Origin of the sequence: Paenalcaligenes hominis (assembly GCF_041359055.1) — a bacterium.
Lineage (GTDB): Bacteria > Pseudomonadota > Gammaproteobacteria > Burkholderiales > Burkholderiaceae_B > Paenalcaligenes > Paenalcaligenes hominis_A.
In genome coordinates this window covers 150,186-170,639 of the sequence record NZ_JBGJKZ010000006.1, presented here as the reverse complement: position 1 = coordinate 170,639, position 20,454 = coordinate 150,186, and the positions used below count along the sequence as shown (strand labels likewise).

Genomic DNA, 20,454 nt, shown 5'->3' with positions numbered 1-20,454 from the left:
TATTTAACAAAAATGTAAGTGTTTTTATGTCATCGTTTTATTTTGTATAAGGTGGGCGGGGTTATGTTTAACCGGTTTAGTTTAACGCGGCGCTTTTGGTTAATTGCATTTGTGTATTGGATTGTGTTTGTGCTCACTATTGTAGTGGCTAGCAAGGGACTTATGCAGGCGCGTGATAGCCTCCATCTAATTCATGATGAGCGTATGACAGCAGTCGAAACCTTAAACTCAATGAAGCACAATCTGCTGCAAACCCGCCTTAATATTTTATTAAGTTTCCAGCACGATCCAGACAGTGCCTTATATGAGTTGCATGATCACCCTGTCACCTTGCACTTGGATGACATTAGAAAAAACATGGCAGCTAATAAAATAAGTCGGGAAAATTTATATAGTCGTACTTTATCGGCTGAAGAGCAGACTGTTTTAGACCGTATTTTTTCTGCACAAGAAGCATGGCGTGCCAAGCTTGTACAAACCATTGACCATGTAGAGCAAGGCGATTTTAGCCCTCAGGTAATGCAAGAGTTTTTAGTGGCAGGTCGTACACAGGGTGCCGAGGTGGTCAGTCAAATTAATGCGGCCATCGAGCACCAAACCGCACAAGCTAGCCAAGAGGCACAGCAAGCCGACCAACGTTATTTTTATGCCAAGTTAATCTTTGCCACTATTGTCTTGGTAGGGGTGTTACCCATCACGTGGTTTATGGTGTTGACCTTGCGTCGCATGATGCGTGGTTTCAGCCTAGCTAACCAAACAGCCCAGGCCATTGCTGGGGGCAATCTTACCCAGTCTATTAGTGCCGATGATGGTCAAGATGAAATTACAGAGCTACTCACCCAAATGGAGCAGATGCAGCGTAATTTACGGCAGCTACTTTCTGGGATTAATTACAGTGTAAGCACGATTGTAAATGTGGCGAATCAAGTGGCAGATGGTTCGTTACAGTTATCGTCCCGTACAGATCAACAAGCGGCATCCCTTGAAGAAACCTCGGCAGCAACAGAAGAGCTAAACAGCACGGTTCAGCAAAATGCAGCCAATGCGCGCGAGGCAGAGATAATGGCAGATCAGGCCGAGCAGGTGGCGCGCCGTGGCGGCCAAGCCGTAAGTAATGTGGTGCAAACCATGAACGAAATTAATCACTCTTCGCAACGCATTGCAGAAATTGTGGGCATTATTGATAGCATTGCGTTTCAAACGAATATTTTGGCTTTAAATGCAGCGGTTGAAGCTGCACGCGCCGGCGAGCAGGGCAGAGGCTTTGCTGTGGTGGCTTCAGAGGTACGTGCTTTAGCACAACGTTCAGCCTCCGCAGCCCAAGAAGTACGCACCTTAATAGATAGCTCTGTGCAAATCGTGCATAGTGGGAATGCGCAGGTTTCAGAGGCAGGCGCTACGATGGATGAAATAGTAGCAAACAACGAGCGCATGATTTTGCTGATTCGTGAGATTGCCGCCGCCAGCCAAGAGCAGTCTGTGGGGTTAAACCAGATTAATCAGGCAATTAACTTAATGGACGATGCCACACATCAAAACGTCACGCTGGTAGAGCAAACCACCAGCGCGTCGCATGTGTTGCGGGTTCAAGCCGATGAGCTAGCCGCAGGGGTAGCTGCGTTTAAGCTCGAGGACGGGCAGAAGATGCCTACAAATCGAATACTTTCCCTGGGTTAAGAATACCGTTCGGGTCTAAAGTGCGCTTTAAGGAGCGCATCAGTGCTAGCTCGCTTTCTGTACGGCTGTAGTGCAACCATGGCTTTTTATGTAAGCCAATGCCGTGCTCAGCCGATACAGAGCCTTGATAACGCTGAGCGATTTCATAGCACTGTTTTTCAATGGCGTACTCGATATTTTTGTCATTGTTTGGAACAGGGCCGACGGATAAGTGAATATTGCCATCGCCAACATGCCCAAAAAACAGAGCATTTATGTCAGGGTAAGACGCACTTAATCCCTGCTTTAGTTCCTCGACGGCTTGCCCAATACGAGAAATGGGAAAGGAAATATCAAAATTAATAATAGGAGCATAGTGTGGCAAAAGCTCTGATACCGCATCCCGTAGCGACCAAAAATCGTTGGTATCGCTTTGGGATTGGGCAATAGCGGCATCCAAGACCCAACCCTCTGTTAATGCATGCTCTAAGACGGCCTCAAACTGCGCCTCTGTGGCGTGGGGGTTAGCCGATTGCAAATCCATTAATACATAAATAGGGTGGGTAGCTGGTAGTGGCGCACGCTTACCGCCAACGGTGGTAGCCGCTACGTAGTAGTCTTGCCACATCACCTCAAACGCACTGACTAGACCTGATAGGGCTTGTTGGCTGTAGCGTAATAATTGAGTGACTGCGTTAAAGTCGGATAAGGCCAATAGAGCCGTATTTGCTCCATTCACTTTAGGGTGGAGTTTGACGACTACCTTGGTAATTATGCCCAAGGTGCCTTCGGAACCGATAAATAGGTGTTTAAGATCAAAGGCGGCATTGTTTTTTGCCATTTTGTTAAGCATAGACAGTACGGTGCCGTCTGCTTGTACTACCTCTAGTCCCAGCACTAAATCTCGGGTCATGCCATAACGAATAACACGGTTGCCGCCTGCATTGGTGGAAACATTCCCCCCAATCTGACACGAGCCGCGGGCACCTAGATCTAAGGCAAATAAAAAGCCAGCCTCTTCGGCTGCATTTTGTAAAACTTCTAAAGGAGTACCAGCCCAAGCGGTAAGGGTAGCCGAGTCGGCGTCTAGCTCAATGACGCCGTGTAGATGGTCCAGCGATAAGGCCACTGCGCTACCACGTATAGTGGCCCCACCTGCCAAACCTGTCATCCCCCCTTGAGGTACTACGGCACAGCCTAAGCGGTTGCAAAGGGCGAGGATTTGGCTGACCTCTTCGGTGGTTTTAGGACGTAATACAGCTATAGGCAAGTCGCCTGCCTCACCGCTCCAATCAGTGGCATACGTCTGACAGACATCTTGGTCGGTAATGATTTGATTGGGTGCCAAAAAAGTAGCGAGTTCGTGTAGAAGTGTGGTCTCTGCCATGATGCTAGATTGCCTTGTAGGTATAAGTAGTTAACGAGGAGTTAAATCGTAATCCACGACTAAGGGGGCGTGGTCGCTATAGCGTTCTTCTTTGTACACCCAGGCCTCTTTGGCTTTGGCTGCAATGCCTGGGGTAGCAATTTGATAATCAATACGCCAACCAGTGTTGTTAGCCCACGCTTGCCCGCGGTTGCTCCACCAGGTATAGCATTCGTGAGTGTGGTCTGGATAAAGAGAGCGGTAAACGTCCACCCAGCCCATATCATCCAAAATTTTTGTCATCCAGGCGCGTTCTTGGGGAAGAAAACCAGAGTTTTTTTGATTGCCACGCCAGTTTTTTAAATCGATTTGCTGGTGGGCAATATTCCAATCGCCACAAATCACATACTCGCGACCGGTAGCACGGTGGTCATCCATATAAACCTGCAACCAATGCTCGAAGCGCTCTAAAAAGCGATATTTGGCCTCTTGACGTTCGTCGCCACTGGTACCCGAAGGCAGATAAGCGCTAATAACGGTGAGCTGATCATAATCGGCTCGGATAATACGACCTTCGGGGTCGAACTCATCGCACTCCATTCCCAAATGTACGGTGTGTGGTTCTGATTTTACATATAAACCTACGCCACTATAGCCCGCTTTTTGGGCAAGATTAAAATAGCCGGTATAGCCTTCAGGGTGACGCATTGGGTCTTTCAGGTCTTTGTCTTGAATGCGAACCTCTTGTAGGCACACCAGATCAGGCTGATGGGCTGCAAGCCAGTCGGCAAAGCCCTTGCGGTATGCGGCGCGGATTCCGTTCATGTTTAAGCTACAAATACGAAACACAGATCAAACTCTTTTATAGATAATGAATAAATGGCTAAATGGTATTTAGCCAAAGCGATAACTGGCATTCATAATACCTGTAGGACTGCGACTAGACAAAATACGCGTGACAGCATCCTGTTCGTCACTAGCACCCAACGCCACAAATAAAGGCACAAGATGGTCTTCACGTGCATGGGCGATGCGAGCGGCGGGGGCTGAGTCCCATTGTTTTATGTGTTGTAGACGATCTGCATAGTGCGATGTTTGGGTCAAAGCCTGTTCTAACCAAGTATCAAAGGCCACAGAGGGCTCAGCCCCTTCAGGCCCCATCAAGCGTAAATTATGGTAACTAGCACCGCTACCTAAAATGAGCACTCCTTGTTCACGAAGGGGGCGTAATACGTGTCCCAGCTCTAGGTGCAATACCGGATCGTAACTGGCATCAATAGAAAGCTGAATCATAGGAATATTTGCCTCTGGGTACATCACATACGCAGGTACAAATGCACCGTGGTCAAAGCCCCGTTCGGTATCTAAATGCGCTTGACCACCGGCTTGGTTGATCAGAGCTTGTACCTGCTGCGCTAATATAGGGTCGCCAGAGGCTGGGTAGCGCACCTGATAGGTGTGTTCAGGAAAGTTGTAGTAGTCGTAGTACATGCTGGGTTTTGGGTTTGCTTGTACTAAAAATGTTCCATTCTCGCTTTCCCAATGGGCAGATACCATCAGAATGGCTTTAGGTGGGGTAGGCAGTTGTTGTGGTAGATCTTGCAAACAGCGTAACAGCGCCGTGTCGTAACGCGAGCTACCTTCCATCCAGGGCCATGGGCCACCACCATGTGAAAGATAAAAAACGGGCATTTTCATAATAAAAACCTATAGATAGAGTAAAAGGTTGTACAACTAACAGCGCAAACGCTTCGCTTTCATGAAATAATAGGCGAGTTCATTTAGGCTAGAAATTGGAATTACAGTATGTCTTCACAACGTCATGATTTTGTACGCTTTGCTTTAGAACAAGGTGTTTTGCGCTTTGGTGAATTTAAAGTGAAATCGGGTCGCATTAGCCCCTATTTTTTTAATGCGGGTTTATTTAATAGTGGTGCTTCCGTTGGGAAGCTAGCCCAATTTTATGCTCAAGCATTGGTTGACTCGGGGGTCGAGTTCGATATGTTGTTTGGGCCGGCCTACAAAGGCATTCCATTATCAACGGCTACGGCAATTGCACTGGCACAGCATCCAGGCCTCTCTAAAGACGATGTACCCTTTGCTTTTAACCGCAAAGAGGCCAAAGCCCATGGCGAGGGTGGTACCTTGGTGGGTGCACCGTTGCAGGGCAAGGTCATTATTATTGATGACGTAATCACTGCAGGCACCTCGGTACGTGAGTCAGTAGAAATCATTCGTGCCGCAGGCGCAGAGCCAGCGGGTGTATTGATTGCGCTGGACCGCATGGAGCGGGCGGGTGCTGATGACCAGCTTTCAGCGCTTTCTGCGGTTCAAGAGGTCAGCAACACGTACAACATGCCAGTAATTAGTATCGCATCGCTTAACGATATTATGGCCTATCTAGCTGACAATTCAGAATTAGCCGCTCATCAACAATCTGTAGCGGCGTATCGAAGCCAGTACGGGATTTAGATTAAAAACTAACTGTATATGCCTTTGCGTTATTAGCTTATGCTTTATGAGGTGAGTTTTGTTCATGTCAATGACAGTTAGGTAACTTTCTGTATTTTACACCCCGAAACGTGTATCTGTATGTGACAAAACCTACTGTGTAAGTGTGTTTAGGTCTAATATATGGGTAGCAGTGTCTATTGACTTATTAGTTTCATCCGCTCTAGGGTGCATAGAGGTGCAAGGCCCAAGTCAATAGACCCGCTATGACTACACACAGATTTTCAGCTATTCACAGGTAGCTGAATCCATTACCTAAATACAGAACATAAAGGTGAATCATATGGCAAAAGGTCTTCCTATGACACGACGCCAGCTATTGTCTATGATTGGTTACGCAGCGGGTGCTTCCGTTATGTACCAATCCATGACTAGCTTAGGGTATGCAGCAGAGTCTTCTTATACAGGCCCTGTACAGCTAAAAGGAAAGCCTAAAAAAGGCACATCCGTAGTGGTGCTTGGTGCAGGTTTGGCTGGTATGGTTGCAGCGCTCGAGTTGCGCAATGCTGGCTACAACGTGAAAGTTTTGGAATACCAAAATCGCGCTGGTGGCCGTAATATCTCTTGGCGTCGTGGTGTGGAACACGTTGAGCTTGGCGGTGAAAAACAGGTTTGTGAGTTTGACGAAGGCCAATACTTCAACCCAGGTCCATGGCGTATCCCATTCCATCATCATGCCGTTTTAGACTACTGTAAACGTCTAGGCGTGAAAATGGAGCCTTTCCTCGAGCTAAACTTCAACTCGCTTTTGCACTCAAGCACTGCATTTGATGGCAAGCCACAAAAATACTCACATATTATGTCCGACTATCGCGGCGGTGTGACTGAATTACTGGCTAAAGCAGTAAACGCGGGTGCCTTAGACCAAGAAGTCACCACTGAAGACAAAGAGGTTCTATTAGCTTCCTTGAAAAACCATGGTGCTTTAGATAGCGAGTACCGCTATGTTAAAGGCCCAGATAGCAGCTTACGTCGCCATTACAAAAAAGCTCCAGGTGGCGGTTTAGATGGCCGTCCCGAGTACTCCGAGCCAATTAAATTCAGTGATGTGGTTAACTCCAAGCTTTGGGCCAACATGGAAGTTCACTTCCTCGAGGAGTTCCAAAGCACAATGTTCCAGCCAGTAGGTGGTATGGACCAAATCGGTCAAGCTTTCTACCGTGAGCTAAAAGACATTGTTCAGTTAAATGCCAAAGTCGTAGAAATCAAACAAGACGATACTGGCGTCACTGTTCACTATACCGACACTAACGGTAACGGTGATGTAAAAACAGAACGTGCTGATTTCTGTGTTAACACCATTCCTCTATCCGTACTCAGCCAAATCCCAATGAACGTGGGTCGCCCAATGCAAGATGCGATCAACGCTATACCTTATGGCCCCTCCATCAAAGTAGGGACTCAGTACAAGCGTCGTTTCTGGGAACAAGACGAACATATTTACGGTGGTATTAGCTACACCGATTTACCTATCACTCAAATCTCTTACCCAAGCGCTGGTGCTGATCTCTTCAGCGATGGCAAAGGGGTCTTGTTGAATGGTTATATGTTTGGCTTAGATGCGTTAAAGTTCGGCTCTCTGCCAGTCAAAGAGCGTATTGCTAAAGCGCTTGAGTACAGCGCACAGATCCACCCCCAAATTAAAGAAGAAGCCGAAACCAGTATGGTGATGTCCTGGAGCCGTGTGCCTTGGACTCTAGGTTGCTTCGGTGTGTGGACCGACAAAAAACGCGAAGAGCATTACGACAACCTATGCCGTATGGATGGTCGTATCGTACTGGCTGGTGAGCACGCTTCTTATATTCCTGCATGGCAGGAAGGTGCTGTGCTTTCTGGTATTGCTGCTATCGAGCAGCTCCATGAAAAAGCGATGGCGAAATAAGGAGTCTCACCATGAAAAAAACACTAGTATCTTTAGCAGCAGCTGCGGCCTTGTCAGTGGTGTCTGCCGTTAGCTTTGCTGATAGCGCCGTGATGACTGATGTCACCGAAGGCGCTCAAATGAAAACAGGTAAAGAAATCTACACTCAACTTTGTGCCGCCTGTCATATGGCAGACGGTTCAGGTGGCGAGGGTGCAGGTAAGTTTCCTGCTTTTAAAAACAATATGCGTTTGATGGCAGCCCAATACCCAATGCACATTGTGCTTTATGGTCAAAAAGGGATGCCTGGTTTTGGTAAATACTTCTCTGACGAACAAGTCGCAGAGGTTGTAAACTACTTACGTACCAATTTCGGCAACCAATTTGAAGCTGATGTGAAACCTGAAGATGTAGCGAAACTACGTAGCGATGACGTAGCGGATTACGGTGATTTGTTCTAAGGAGATTTTTATGCGCTTTGCGTTGAAAACAGCGGGTTTAGTCGTGGGAGCTTTATTAGCCCTAAATGTGAATGCCGAAGAAATCAAACGCGTGCCTGCGCCTAATGATTTCCCTATTGCGACATCGGTTTCATTGCCTGCAGAGACCACGCTTCACTACCTTAGTGGGACTGTACCTAGCAAAGGCGAGGACGGTACCTACGGTGATACCCAAGCTCAAACCGAAAGCGTCTTAAAAAGCATCGAAGCCAATTTAAAATCCATGGGTTTAACTATGGGTGATGTGGTGAAGATGCAAGTTTTTCTTGTTGCTGATCCAAACAAAGGCAACAAAATGGACTTTGAGGGCTTTATGAAAGGTTACGGCAAGTTTTTTGGCACCGAGGCACAGCCTAACCTACCTACACGTTCCGCGATGCAGGTAGCAGGTCTGGTTTTCCCCGAATGGCTTGTTGAAATCGAGGTCGTTGCAGCAACTACCAAGTAATTCCCGACTGCATCACAGGGGTAGCCTAGCTACCCCCTAAACAAAACCCCCACTCCTAGTAATAGGTAGTGGGGGTTTTTGTGTGGACTCGAACTGTTGGCTTAGTCGAGCTTAGCTTTTAGCATGTCGGTGACTTGTTGCGGGTTGGCTTTGCCGCGAGCTGCTTTCATGACTTGACCTACTAGTGAGTTAAACGCTTTGTCACGACCAGCACGGTACTGTTCAACAATTGCTGGGTTGGCCGCAATTACCTCATCTACCATTGCTTCGATAGCGCCTGTGTCGCTAATTTGTTTTAAACCACGTTTTTCAATGATTAGATCTGCGTCGGCGTTTTGCTCGCCATCCCACATCGCAGCAAACACTTCGCGTGCCATTTTGTTAGAAATGGTGTTGTCCGCAATACGAGCAATTAGCTTGGCCAGTTGCTGAGGTTGAATTTTTGACTGCGTGATATCGAGCTCTTCACGATTTAGCACTGCATTCAGATCAGTGATGATCCAGTTTGCCGCTAGTTTGGCATGCTGATTGTTGAGCGCAGCCACGGTGTTTTCAAAAAACGTAGCTATTTCACGCGATACGGTTAGTTGATTTGCATCATAAGCCCCTAGACCTAGCTCGCTTTCAAAACGCGCACGTTTTTGAGCTGGTAGTTCGGGCATATCTGCTTTGACTCGTGCTATCCAGTCGGGACCAATGTACAAAGGCGCTTGGTCGGGATCAGAGAAATAGCGGTAATCGTTCGCGTCTTCTTTGGTACGCATGCTGCGTGTTTCATCTAGATCCGCATCGTATAAACGCGTTTCTTGAATGACTTTACCCCCGTCTTCGATGAGCTCGATCTGACGGCGTGCTTCGTAATTGATGGCGCGCTCAAGGAAACGGAAAGAGTTAATGTTTTTAAGCTCGCAACGAGTGCCTAGTTCCGCTTGGCCTTTAGGGCGTACAGAAACGTTCGCATCACAACGGAATGAGCCCTCTTGCATGTTGCCGTCACAAATACCTAGCCACACCACTAAGGAATGCAGAGCACGAGCATACGCCACGGCTTCGGCGGCTGAGCGCATTTCTGGTTCAGAGACAATCTCAAGCAACGGCGTGCCTGCGCGGTTTAAGTCAATGCCGGTTGAGGACTCACCGTGAGGGCCAGTAAAGTTTTCGTGTAAAGACTTGCCCGCGTCTTCCTCGAGGTGGGCGCGGGTGAGATTTACAGTGTGCTCGGTTTCGCCTACAAAAAAGTGGATTTTACCGCCTTGAACTACAGGTAAATCAAACTGGCTTGTTTGATAGTTTTTAGGTAGATCTGGATAAAAATAGTTTTTGCGTGCAAACACCGAATAAGGAGTGATGGTAGCGTCTACCGCCAGCGCAAAACGAATGGCTTTATCGGCAGCAGCACCATTAAATACCGGCAGAGTACCTGGCAGCGCCATATCAATTGCAGAGGCTTGCGTATTGGCTTCAGCGCCAAAAGCTGTGCTACTGGCTGAAAAGATTTTTGATTTTGTTGATAGTTGGGCGTGAGTCTCTAGCCCAATCACAATTTCCCATTCCATTATTTTGTTCCTGCAATGCGTTGATGCCAATCGCTGTGTTGTTGAAAGCGATCTGCTATGGCTAGAAGCTGGCCTTCGTTGAAGTAATTGCCGATGAGTTGTAAACCGATAGGCAGGTGCTGAGCACTAAAGCCGCAGGGATGCGACATAGCAGGTAGCCCCGCTAAATTAGCGCATAAGGTGAAGACGTCTTCACGCCAGTCCGCTGTTGGATCAGCGTCGTGATGATCTAAAGACTGAGCCGGTTTGGTGGTGACCGGGCCCATAATCACATCACATTGCTCAAAAACAGATTGGAAGTCATTAGCAATTAAGCGACGCACACGTTGTGCTTGGAGGTAGTACGCATCGTAGTAGCCTTCGCAAAGCACATAGGTACCAGTTAAAATGCGGCGTACTACTTCGGGGCCAAAGGCCTCGGCACGACTATTACTGATCATGCTTTGCAGATCGTGATAGGTGTCTGAGCGATGACCAAAACGGACGCCATCAAAACGTGACAGGTTGCTTGAGGCTTCGGCAGGGGTGATGACGTAGTAGGCGGGGATGGCTTGCTGAGTACGAGGTAACGACACCTCTACTCGTGTTGCACCAAGTGACTCATAAAGCGCTAAGGCCGCCTCGATGGCGGCGTGGCTTTCGGCATCTAAACGGCTGGAAAAGAATTCCTTGGGGACACCAATACGCAGCCCTTTTAAGGGCTGGGCACCTTGTTCGTTAAACTGATTGCTATGAGTTGTGAATTGATCGCGCACACGAGCGCCGGTGTTTTTCTGATCACCGCACTGCTCTAGGCTAGTGGGGTCGTTGGCATCAAAGCCCGACATGACTTCTAACAAGGCCAGAGCGTCTTTAGCACTGCGCGCTAAGGGGCCAGCTTGATCCATGCTAGACGCATAGGCAATCACACCATAGCGTGACACGGTACCGTAGGTAGGTTTGATACCTGTTATACCGCAGTGAGCTGCTGGCTGGCGAATTGAGCCACCGGTATCAGAGCCCGTGGCCGCCATAATTAAGCCTGCTGCTACCGCTGCCGCAGAACCACCTGATGAGCCGCCTGGCGTGCGTGTTAGATCCCATGGGTTTTTGGTGGAGCCAAAATACGAACTGGTGCTGTCCGAACCCATGGCAAACTCGTCGCAGTTGAGCTTGCCTAGTGAAACGGCACCCGCTTGCTGCAACTGTGTAACTAGAGTTGCATCAAAGGGGCTGACGTAGTTAGCCAGCATTTTACTGGCTGCTGTGGTGCGCCAGTGTTGCGTCACAATTACATCTTTATGTGCGATAGGGATGCCGGTAAGAGGGGTGGCTTTGCCGGATTGCAATAAGGCGTCAGCCTGATCAGCTTGAGCCAGGCTAAGCTCGGCATCGACCTGAATAAACGCATTCAGTTGGTTTTGGGAAATAGCACTGAGGGCGTCTTGGGTCAGTTCGCGTGCGCTGGTTTTACCTGCACGTAATGCTGCCCCCATGGTGGCAATGTCAGGGAACTGGGTAAAAAAAGACATAATTGGGTATTTACTCGATAACAGTGGGAACTAAGAAAAGCCCGTCAGATAGGGCAGGGGCATTGCTCATGAGCGCGTCCCGCTCTGCAGTCGTATTGGTAGGAGCTGGCTCGTCAGCGCGTAAACGCAAATGAAGGTCTTGGATGACGGCCAAAGGCTGTACCAAAGGCTCTATGCCCGCTGTATCAACGTCTTGAAGCTCGTGGATAAGCTCAAGGATTTGGGTGAAGTCTTGTTCGGCTTGGGCAGTTTGCTCTGGTGTTAGCGCAATATGTGCGAGCTGTGCAATATGTGCGACATCTTGCTGTGTGATTGCCATAAAAAGGTCCCAGTGTCAGTATCAATATAAAAAAATCGTGTGATAGCACCATTTTGGGGCTATTTTATTTAAAAATATAGCCTAACAGATGTTTTAGGCTGTAAAACTGTCTGAATAGACTTAAATTATAAGTTATCATTGACTGTTTCATTGTTAGGTTGTTGTGAGTTCGCTAGCAGGGATGTTTTTAGCCCGGTTTCTGGTTACAAAACGCGGCGTCGAACCGACACCTGTTTATACCAATTCTTCATAGACACATTGCGCACCCATGTTCGGATTCCTACGCAGTTACTTCTCTAGCGACATGGCTATTGATCTAGGTACAGCTAACACCCTGATTTATGTGCGGGGCAAAGGCATTGTACTGGACGAGCCATCTGTTGTAGCCATTCGCCACGATGGCGGATCAAATGGTAAAAAAATTATCCAAGCGGTTGGTCATGAGGCCAAACAAATGCTTGGCCGTGTTCCTGGCAACATCGAAGCCATTCGCCCCATGAAAGACGGGGTAATTGCTGACTTCACTGTAACAGAACAAATGCTTAAACAATTTATACGAATGGTGCATCCGCGTAGTATGTTTGCACCTAGCCCTCGTATTATTGTGTGTGTGCCATGTGGCTCAACGCAGGTAGAGCGTCGCGCAATTCGTGAGTCTGCGCTGGGTGCAGGGGCAAGCCAGGTGTACCTCATCGAGGAACCCATGGCGGCGGCCATTGGCGCGGGCTTGGCTGTGTCCGATGCAAGCGGATCTATGGTGGTAGACATTGGTGGCGGTACAACAGAAGTCGCTGTTATTTCCCTAGGTGGAATGGTTTACAAAGGCTCTGTGCGTGTGGGCGGCGATAAATTTGATGAGGCAATTATCAACTATATCCGTCGTAATTACGGTATGCTTATCGGTGAGCCTACTGCCGAGCGCATTAAAAAGGAAATTGGTTCTGCTTTCCCTGGTACAGAAATTCGTGAAATCGAAGTCAAGGGTCGCAACTTATCCGAAGGGGTGCCTCGCAGCTTTACGGTTTCCTCCAATGAAATCCTCGAGTCTCTTACCGATCCACTTAATCAAATTGTTTCTGCCGTTAAAACCGGCCTAGAGCAAACGCCGCCAGAGCTAGGCGCTGATATCACCGAAAAAGGGATTGCGCTTACCGGTGGTGGGGCGTTAGTACACGATTTAGATCGTCTGCTCCAAGAGGAAACGGGTCTACCTGTGGTGGTGGCTGACGACCCACTAACATGTGTGGTGCGTGGTTGTGGCGAGGCTCTTGAACATCTAGAGAAATTAGGCGCAGTTTTTATTCACGATTAATCCTTGCTTCCAGCTTAACTAGTGCCAGCTTTGGTCCTTTAAGCTGGCGCTGCTTATGACCACTCATGCAAGAGCAACGTACCCTAAGGCTATTTAAACGAGGTCCGGCTGCGGAGGTTCGTTTGGCCCTTTTTGTCTTATTATCAGTGGTCTTATTGATTACTGATGCCCGTTGGACGGTACTCGAGCCAGCGCGCCAAGCCTTGTCGTTAGCAATCTACCCATTCCAGCGTGCTGTAATGGCACCGGCTAACTTGGTGCAGTACGTCGACACATGGATGAATGCCACAGCCTTAGTCCATAGTGAAAAAGAAGCCTTACAACGTCAGCGTATTGAACTGGCTCAGTTATCCACTCATGCCGCGCAGCTGGCTGCGGAAAATGAACAGTTGCGTCGCTTGTTGCAGGTTGCAGACACTGTGACTCAGCCTGCGGTAGCGGTCGAGGTTTTTTACGAACCTCCCAATGCCTTCAACCGTCGTTTAGTATTTAACAAGGGCTCGGCCCAAGGTATTCGTGCAGGCATGCCTGTTATTGACGAAGGCGGTGTGGTGGGGCAGGTTGTGCGAGTTACACCCTACACGGCCGAGGCTGCCCTCATCACCGATGACAAGGTCTCTATTCCAGTACAGGTGCTACGCAATGGTTTGCGTTTAGTCGCATTTGGTGGGCATGCTGCCTCAAAAATTGAAGCTCGCTATTTGACCAACGAGGTCGATTTACAAGTAGGCGATGTCTTAATTACAAGTGGTATTGGTGGTTTGTTTCCAGCAGGCCTACCTGTAGCAGAGGTGGAAAGCCTAGAGTTTGATCCCGCTACTGGTTTTGCGATGGCTGTAGGTCAGCCCTTATCCCACCCCGAGCGCTATCAGCATTTTCTTGTTCTTTTAGTCGAAGAGCCCAGTCTACAGCTCCAAGACAGCGCTTTAACCCATGAATAATAAACCGTATTACTCCCGTGCTACCCAAGCGTTTGAGCGCAATCGTTCTCTGAGCTCATTGCAGCCCATCGATAGCTCACCGTTTAAACCAGTTTCAAGCCTATGGATGGTATGGGGCACCATTTTTTTGTTGTGGTTAGCCTCACTTTTACCGTGGCGGCTCTGGCCTATGGCACCCGACTTGTTGTTGTTGGTATTGTGCTTTTGGGCACTGCACGAGCCGCGCCGTGTCTCCATGTTAACTGGGTTTTTATTAGGCTTATTGCTGGACGTACATGGTGGAGCGCTTTTAGGTGAACATGCACTGAGTTATGTATTAGCCATGTATGGGGGCGGGGTATTGCAGCGTCGTCTTTTAATGTTCAACCCCTTAGTGCAGTTGGTGCATTTATTTCCTATTTGGCTAATTGCTTTGGCTATTCCCCGTTTTATGCACGCGTGGTTTGTTGGTGAGTGGGCAGGTTGGGAATGGGTATGGTCAGCGGTATTAATGGCTGCGTTATGGCCCATTGTGGACTTTCTTTTGTTATTGCCCCATCGTCGTTTAGATGATGCGGATGAAAGCAGCACATAGCGTGTATTAGTATGTTTGAGTTTAAAAAGACCTCACAACTGCTGCGTCGTCGTACCTTTGTGCGCTCGGCAGTAGCAGGTGTGGTTGTCATTTTACTCTTAAGCGTATTGATGGGGCGTTTGTGGTATTTGCAGGTGGTGCGCTACGAGGGCCTCGCCGCTCGTGCCGATCAAAACCGGATTGCTGTCGTGCCCATTCCACCACGGCGTGGCGAGGTCTCTGATCGTAATGGGGTGGTGTTGGCACGTAATTACCGCGATTACACCTTAATGGTCACCCCCGCCCAAGTAGAAGGTCCTATCGAGGATCTGCTCGATGAGCTTTCCACCTTAGTTTATATTTCCCCTCGTGAGCGCCGCCGCTTTTTACAAACCATTGGTCAAAGCAGCCGTTACACCCAAACGCTATTACGTAATAGTCTGAATGAAGTTGAAGCCTCTTGGTTTGCGGCGCACTCGTTTAAGTTCCCAGGGGTGAAGCTTCAAGCCCGTTGGGTACGCGAATACCCCCAAGGCGAGTCGGCCGCTCATGTGATTGGTTATGTGGGTCGCATTTCACAGGCCGATGAGCAACAGCTCGAAGAGGAAGGTCGGCTAGGCAACTACCGCGGTACATCTATCATAGGTAAAAAAGGTATAGAAAAAACGTGGGAAGACGTATTACATGGGCAAACGGGGATGGAAGAGGTCGAGGTTACGGCTTCGGGACGCCCGGTGCGAGTACTCCGCCGTATTGACCCAATCCCCGGGGCGGATTTGCAGCTATCAATTGATATTGGATTACAAAAGGTCGCCGAGGCGCAATTTGAAAATAGACGCGGTGCCTTGGTGGCAATTGAGCCCAAAACGGGCGAGGTCTTAGCCTTTGTGTCAGCTCCATCGTTTGACCCCAATTTGTTTGTGGATGGGATTGATGTGGAAAATTGGCGCAAACTCAACGAGTCGCCAGATCACCCGCTAATTAATCGCCCATTGTTTGGCACCTATCCTATTGGTTCGACTTACAAGCCATTTGTTGCTTTGGCTGCACTAGAAATGGGTAAACGCACGGCCACAGAAAAACTTCCAGACCCGGGTTATTTTGAGTTTGGTGGGCAGCGTTTTCGTAATGCGGGTGGGGCTGCTTACGGTTGGACTGACATGCACCGCGCTTTGGCGGTGTCTTCAGATACCTATTTTTACTCGCTTGGGCCGGAAATTGGTGTGGACGCCCTGCATGACTTCAGTAAACAGTTTGGTTTTGGACAAATAACAGGTATTGACCTCGAAGGAGAGCGACGCGGCATTTTGCCTTCGCGTGAATGGAAACGTAAAGCGTATAAAAATCCTTCTCAGCAACGGTGGTATGCCGGCGAAACCGTATCAGTCGCAGTAGGTCAAGGCTACAACTCGTTTACGCTTTTGCAGTTGGCCCAAGCCACCTCTGTATTGGCAAACGATGGCGTATATATGAAACCGCATCTAGTCAGTCAAATTATTAATTCTGCCTCGGACACCAAAACGCCTACAGTGACTACCCCTTCTCATGTGATTCCACTACAGCAAGCCAATATTGATGTAATTAAAAAAGCACTGATAGATGTAACACGCACTGGTACGGCGCGTCGTGCATTTAGTGATGCCGCGTATCAGGCTGCAGGTAAAACGGGAACAGCACAGGTATTTAGTTTACGTGGCGCTAAATACAATGCGAGCGCAATTGATGAGCGACTGCGTGACCATGCTTTGTTTATGGCCTATGCCCCAGCGGATGATCCTCAAATTGCGATTGGTCTGATTGTAGAAAATGCGGGCTGGGGAGCAAGCATTGCAGCACCAGTGGCTCGGTCTGTTTTTGATTATTGGCTCGTCGACAGAGGGCATATGTACCCATGAAATTAGTTTGGCAGGGCATTCTAAAAGCATTTAACTCGTTAGACTGGCCATTATTGATTCTTTTAAGCTTAATGGCGGTTTTAGGTTTAACCGTCATGCACTCGGCGGTGGGCAGTACGGACTGGCGCTTTGCCGAGCAATCCAAGCATTTTTTGGTGGCGTTTGTGATTATGTGGGTAGTGGCTTGCATTCCGCCGCCGTGGATTATGCGATTAGCCCCCTATGTATATGTGTTGGCGCTTATGTTGTTATTGGGGGTGGAGTTCTTCGGGGAAACCAGCAAAGGGGCAACACGGTGGCTTAATTTAGGCTTTACACGCATTCAGCCATCAGAAATGCTGAAGATTACGGTCCCTATTACCTTAGCTTGGTATTTTCATAGGCGTCAAAATACGTATTTAGGTTTTGTAGACTTTATTGTTGCCGCGTTGTTGTTGGCTATACCATTTATGCTGATTGTGCGTCAGCCTGATCTTGGTACTGCATTATTGGTCTTAGCTGCCGGTTTTTTTGTAATGTATTTTGCAGGGCTGCCGTTTAAGCTACTCGTGCCTGCCACCTTGTTGCTATTGATTGGCTTGGGCTTAATTCTTTATTACGAAGATACTTTATGCGCGCCTGATTTTGACTGGGTTGTGTTGCGTGACTACCAAAAGCATCGGGTTTGTACATTGTTGAACCCTGGCTTAGACCCGTTAGGTAAAGGCTTTCATACGATTCAATCCATGATTGCTGTAGGTTCTGGGGGGATTTACGGCAAAGGCTATATGTTAGGTACCCAGTCGCGTTTGGATTTCATCCCCGAGCGTACCACTGACTTTGTGTTTGCTGTGTTTGCCGAAGAATTCGGTCTATACGGCGGTATTATGCTTTTGGTGCTGTATGCTTTGATTATATTACGGGGCCTAGCCATTGCTATGCATGCACAAAGCCAATACAGCCGCTTGGTAGCAGGCTCGTTATCACTTATGTTATTTACGTATGTATTTGTCAATGTGGGCATGGTAACAGGGGTGTTGCCAGTGGTAGGTGTGCCGTTACCTTTTATGAGCTATGGCGGCACGGCTTTGCTGACCCTAGGCGTGGCCTGCGGTATGTTGATGGGGATTAGCCGCTACCGCCCCCCACAGAAAAGCGCTCACGCTTAACACTAGAACACGAGTCTGCGGGTCTTGATCGATATGTAGCAGTAGGCAGATGGGCGTTAGATTAAAAAGGAAAAGCCGAGAGCAGTTTACTTACTGGTGCTGGCAAAGCTGCTACCGCTAATTCTTCACTTTTTAGCCAACGTTCATCTGGTTTAGGCTCGTATAAAACCGTCGGGTTTTTCAGCCACCAAGGCGTAATATGCAATTTAAAATGGCTAAATACATGCGTAAACTCAGCCATTTTTTGTGCTTGATGAAGCTGGGTGCCGTGGTTGATCAGAAACTGTGCTAAATCGGCCTCTATCTCAAACTGAGGCAAGCTTAACATGCCGCCCCAAATGCCTTGGTTAGGACGTTGTTCCAGCAGCACTTGTTCACCTTGTTGCCAAATAAGCATATGACACGAGCGCTCGGCTTGTTGGGTGCGTGGTTTGGGCGTGGGTAACTCGGTCTGCACCTGATGAGCCAAGGCATAACACCCCTCTTGTAAGGGGCAAAGGCTACAGGCCGGCTGGCCTCGACTACAAACCTGAGCACCTAAATCCATTTGGCCTTGGGTATAAGCGCTCATGTTTAGGTCTGCAGGCGCTTGCTCTAGAGCTTGGTGCGCTAGCTGCCAAAGCTGTTTTTCTGTCGCACGTAAGTGTGTTGGCCCATACACTCCAAAGTAGCGACAAAAAACACGTTTTACATTTCCATCCATAATGGGTGCGCGTTCACCTACGGAAAAAGCAGCAATAGCAGCTGCTGTAGAGGGACCAATGCCAGGTAGGCTTGCCAACACACGGCTATCCGTAGGGAATTGTCCCTGATACTGCTCCTGTACTGTTTGAGCACAGCGATGTAGATTGCGTGCTCGGGCATAATAACCTAGCCCAGCCCAATACGGCATCACCTCGTCTTGGTGAGCAGCGGCTAAAGCGTGTACTGTAGGAAAGCGTGCTAAAAAACGCTCGTAATACCCCAAAACCGTACTGACTTGAGTTTGCTGAAGCATGATCTCTGACAGCCAGATACGATAAGGGTCTGTGGTGTGTTGCCAAGGTAAGTGTTGACGACCATGGGATAACTGCCAATCGACCACGCGTTGGGCAAAAGTAGAAAGTAAATCAGACATTAAAAAGTAGAGTGACGGGTTACGGACCAACGTGCTGCGGTGGCGGTAATCACCATAATGAGTAGACTGACTAAAAACAAGTCGGCAAGCTCGGGCAGTACCAAGTGAACCTGGGTATTGTAGCTAAGCGCCAAGCGATTCAGCGCCTCTGCTAGCGGGCTAATTGCAATACGAGCAAGAGCAATGGCTAACAGACAAGAAAGACCACCACTGATAGCGCCTACATACAGAAACGGGCGGCGCACAAAGCTTTCTGTGGCTCCTACTAGCCGTGCAACAGCAATTTCTTGTCGTTGGTTTAATGCCTGTAAGCGAATGGTATTGAATACGGTAGCGACTACAATAATACCCACGCTTAGACTTAACACTAGCAATGCCAAGCGCCCAAAGTTAAGTAAGGCTTCGAGTCGATTAAGCCAATCGGTATCTAACTGCACCTGATCCACCCCGTCTAACTCTTTCAGTTCACTAGCCAATTGTGTGGCAATAGCTGTTTGCTCGGCGCTGGCGGGGAGACGGAGGACGAAGCTATCTGGCAATGGGTTATGTGGCAACGCAGATAAAGCATCAGCCCAAGCAGGGTCTTTTTTTAAACGACTGGCTGCTTGGTCTTTGGTGATAAATTGTAATTGTTCAATTTGTGTGCTGTGATTTTTTTCGATGGTGGCGCGTAACTGTTGCACTTGGGTGTCGTTGAGCTCGGGCTTTAGATACAACGTCATTTCAGTGGCTAGAGGAATAGAAGCCACCACCGGTTGCGCTGAAATTAAAATAGCCCAACTAATCAGTGGCAAACAAAGCGCTAACGCCACTACCGTGATGTTGCTTAATGAGGAGAAGGGTTGGGTCAAAAGACGTAGCAAAGCCACTCTAAAAGCGTATTGATGTTGTCTAAGCCAGCTTTTCATAAAGAAATTGTTATCGTAGAAAGGTTAGAGTGGGGTGCCTGCTAAATCGCTAAAGCGTCCAGACTCGAGCAAAAGCGTGCGCTGGGCATAGTGCGACATCAGTTGCCTATCGTGAGAGGCAATTAATGTGGTTACGCCTACGCGATTAAAATCTTTAAACACATCCATAATGCGTTTTGCGCTATCGGCATCTAGATTGGCAGTGGGTTCGTCAGCAATCACGATGGCAGGCTTGTTAACTATAGCGCGTGCAATGGCTAAACGTTGTTGTTCCCCACCCGACATTTCAATAGGAAATTGGTCTTCTTTGCCTGCTAAACCGACTTTTTCCATGGCGGCTCGAGCACGACGAAAAGCAATAGAGCGTTCAAGACCAAGGACTTCTAGGGGCAGCATAACATTATGAATAGCACGGCGATCGTGTAATAAATGTACGTCTTGTAGAATCAAGCCAATAGCACGTCGTATATAAGGGTGAGCCCGTGCTGGGAGCTGGTCAATACGATTGCCTTTCACATGAACAGCGCCCCGGGTAGGGTGCTCAAGTGCTCCGATTAGGCGCAACAACGTGGACTTTCCTGCCCCCGAGGCACCGGACACAAACACAAATTCACCGGGTTGGATATGGAAATTAATGTCGGCCAAGATATTGGGCCCACGACCATATGACTTAAAGACGTGTTTGAATTCAATCATAGAATCTGCATGAAAAGTAGGAGCGAGTTAGTAATACTATTATGCCGCAACGCGTCTAGATAAAGCATTCCGTCTGCGTAAAAGAAGCAAAAAACAGTATCTCAGACTATGATATATACAGGTTCAGTCTCAAGATATTGTTAATTTTTGTGAAAA

Annotated in this window: 19 protein-coding genes; 10 read left to right on the top strand and 9 right to left on the bottom strand. The window is 48.3% G+C overall.

What is annotated here, in order from left to right:
• Window positions 1–63 precede the first annotated feature (63 nt).
• Window positions 64–1,677: a methyl-accepting chemotaxis protein gene (locus ACBP46_RS13025; protein ID WP_371017147.1), complete on the top strand. Its 1,614-nt coding sequence runs from the start codon at window positions 64–66 to the stop codon at window positions 1,675–1,677.
• Here ACBP46_RS13025 and ACBP46_RS13020 read toward each other — a convergent pair.
• The 3 genes from ACBP46_RS13020 to ACBP46_RS13010 are packed head-to-tail and all read right to left on the bottom strand — an operon-like array spanning window position 1,649 to window position 4,720.
• On the bottom strand, window positions 1,649–3,043 hold the full coding sequence (locus ACBP46_RS13020; RefSeq protein ID WP_371017146.1) for an FAD-binding oxidoreductase: 1,395 nt from the start codon (window positions 3,041–3,043) through the stop codon (window positions 1,649–1,651). The two genes, ACBP46_RS13025 and ACBP46_RS13020, sit on opposite strands and share 29 nt — an antisense overlap.
• Before the next feature lie 30 nt (window positions 3,044–3,073).
• Entirely contained in the window at window positions 3,074–3,871 is a 798-nt protein-coding gene (locus tag ACBP46_RS13015) for an exodeoxyribonuclease III (protein ID WP_371017145.1), read from the bottom strand.
• A gap of 45 nt (window positions 3,872–3,916) precedes the next feature.
• On the bottom strand, window positions 3,917–4,720 hold the full coding sequence (locus ACBP46_RS13010; protein ID WP_371017144.1) for a DODA-type extradiol aromatic ring-opening family dioxygenase: 804 nt from the start codon (window positions 4,718–4,720) through the stop codon (window positions 3,917–3,919).
• Between the two features lie 108 nt (window positions 4,721–4,828).
• On the opposite strand from ACBP46_RS13010, the gene pyrE reads away from it, so the two are divergent.
• From pyrE to ACBP46_RS12990, 4 genes are all read left to right on the top strand, one after another.
• The gene (gene pyrE / locus ACBP46_RS13005) at window positions 4,829–5,494 is read left to right on the top strand and encodes an orotate phosphoribosyltransferase (RefSeq protein ID WP_371017143.1); all 666 of its coding nucleotides are present in this window, start codon (window positions 4,829–4,831) and stop codon (window positions 5,492–5,494) included.
• 322 nt (window positions 5,495–5,816) lie between these two features.
• Entirely contained in the window at window positions 5,817–7,415 is a 1,599-nt protein-coding gene (locus tag ACBP46_RS13000) for a flavin monoamine oxidase family protein (RefSeq protein ID WP_371017142.1), read from the top strand.
• Window positions 7,416–7,426: 11 nt separating this feature from the next.
• The gene (locus ACBP46_RS12995; RefSeq protein WP_371017141.1) at window positions 7,427–7,855 is read left to right on the top strand and encodes a c-type cytochrome; all 429 of its coding nucleotides are present in this window, start codon (window positions 7,427–7,429) and stop codon (window positions 7,853–7,855) included.
• Window positions 7,856–7,865: 10 nt separating this feature from the next.
• Entirely contained in the window at window positions 7,866–8,342 is a 477-nt protein-coding gene (locus ACBP46_RS12990) for a RidA family protein (protein WP_371017140.1), read from the top strand.
• Between the two features lie 101 nt (window positions 8,343–8,443).
• Here the strand turns inward: ACBP46_RS12990 and gatB are convergent, their stop codons facing one another.
• The 3 genes from gatB to gatC are packed head-to-tail and all read right to left on the bottom strand — an operon-like array spanning window position 8,444 to window position 11,728.
• Window positions 8,444–9,898 (bottom strand): Asp-tRNA(Asn)/Glu-tRNA(Gln) amidotransferase subunit GatB, encoded by a 1,455-nt coding sequence (gene gatB, locus ACBP46_RS12985; protein WP_371017139.1) that lies wholly within the window; start codon window positions 9,896–9,898, stop codon window positions 8,444–8,446.
• Entirely contained in the window at window positions 9,898–11,409 is a 1,512-nt protein-coding gene (gene gatA, locus ACBP46_RS12980; RefSeq protein WP_371017138.1) for an Asp-tRNA(Asn)/Glu-tRNA(Gln) amidotransferase subunit GatA, read from the bottom strand. Before gatA ends, gatB begins: the two co-directional genes overlap by 1 nt.
• 10 nt (window positions 11,410–11,419) lie before the next feature.
• A complete protein-coding gene (gene gatC, locus ACBP46_RS12975; RefSeq protein WP_077733915.1) occupies window positions 11,420–11,728 on the bottom strand; it encodes an Asp-tRNA(Asn)/Glu-tRNA(Gln) amidotransferase subunit GatC in 309 nt (102 codons plus the stop codon).
• Between the two features lie 268 nt (window positions 11,729–11,996).
• Between gatC and ACBP46_RS12970 the strand changes: the two genes are divergently transcribed.
• From ACBP46_RS12970 to rodA, 5 genes are all read left to right on the top strand, one after another.
• A complete protein-coding gene (locus tag ACBP46_RS12970) occupies window positions 11,997–13,040 on the top strand; it encodes a rod shape-determining protein (RefSeq protein ID WP_167661585.1) in 1,044 nt (347 codons plus the stop codon).
• A 65-nt stretch (window positions 13,041–13,105) separates the two neighbouring features.
• Window positions 13,106–13,981, top strand: coding sequence for a rod shape-determining protein MreC (mreC, locus tag ACBP46_RS12965; RefSeq protein WP_371017137.1), 876 nt, complete (start codon window positions 13,106–13,108; stop codon window positions 13,979–13,981).
• Window positions 13,974–14,555: a rod shape-determining protein MreD gene (gene mreD / locus ACBP46_RS12960; RefSeq protein ID WP_371017136.1), complete on the top strand. Its 582-nt coding sequence runs from the start codon at window positions 13,974–13,976 to the stop codon at window positions 14,553–14,555. The genes mreC and mreD overlap by 8 nt, the downstream gene beginning before the upstream one ends.
• Before the next feature lie 11 nt (window positions 14,556–14,566).
• Entirely contained in the window at window positions 14,567–16,429 is a 1,863-nt protein-coding gene (gene mrdA / locus ACBP46_RS12955; protein ID WP_371017135.1) for a penicillin-binding protein 2, read from the top strand.
• A complete protein-coding gene (gene rodA / locus ACBP46_RS12950) occupies window positions 16,426–17,577 on the top strand; it encodes a rod shape-determining protein RodA (protein ID WP_371017134.1) in 1,152 nt (383 codons plus the stop codon). Before mrdA ends, rodA begins: the two co-directional genes overlap by 4 nt.
• A gap of 61 nt (window positions 17,578–17,638) precedes the next feature.
• Here the strand turns inward: rodA and mutY are convergent, their stop codons facing one another.
• The 3 genes from mutY to ACBP46_RS12935 are packed head-to-tail and all read right to left on the bottom strand — an operon-like array spanning window position 17,639 to window position 20,298.
• On the bottom strand, window positions 17,639–18,694 hold the full coding sequence (mutY, locus tag ACBP46_RS12945; RefSeq protein ID WP_371017133.1) for an A/G-specific adenine glycosylase: 1,056 nt from the start codon (window positions 18,692–18,694) through the stop codon (window positions 17,639–17,641).
• Complete coding sequence (locus tag ACBP46_RS12940; protein ID WP_371017132.1) at window positions 18,694–19,602, bottom strand: cell division protein FtsX; 909 nt, start codon at window positions 19,600–19,602, stop codon at window positions 18,694–18,696. The genes mutY and ACBP46_RS12940 overlap by 1 nt, the downstream gene beginning before the upstream one ends.
• Before the next feature lie 24 nt (window positions 19,603–19,626).
• Window positions 19,627–20,298: a cell division ATP-binding protein FtsE gene (locus ACBP46_RS12935; protein ID WP_371017131.1), complete on the bottom strand. Its 672-nt coding sequence runs from the start codon at window positions 20,296–20,298 to the stop codon at window positions 19,627–19,629.
• Window positions 20,299–20,454: the final 156 nt, after the last annotated feature.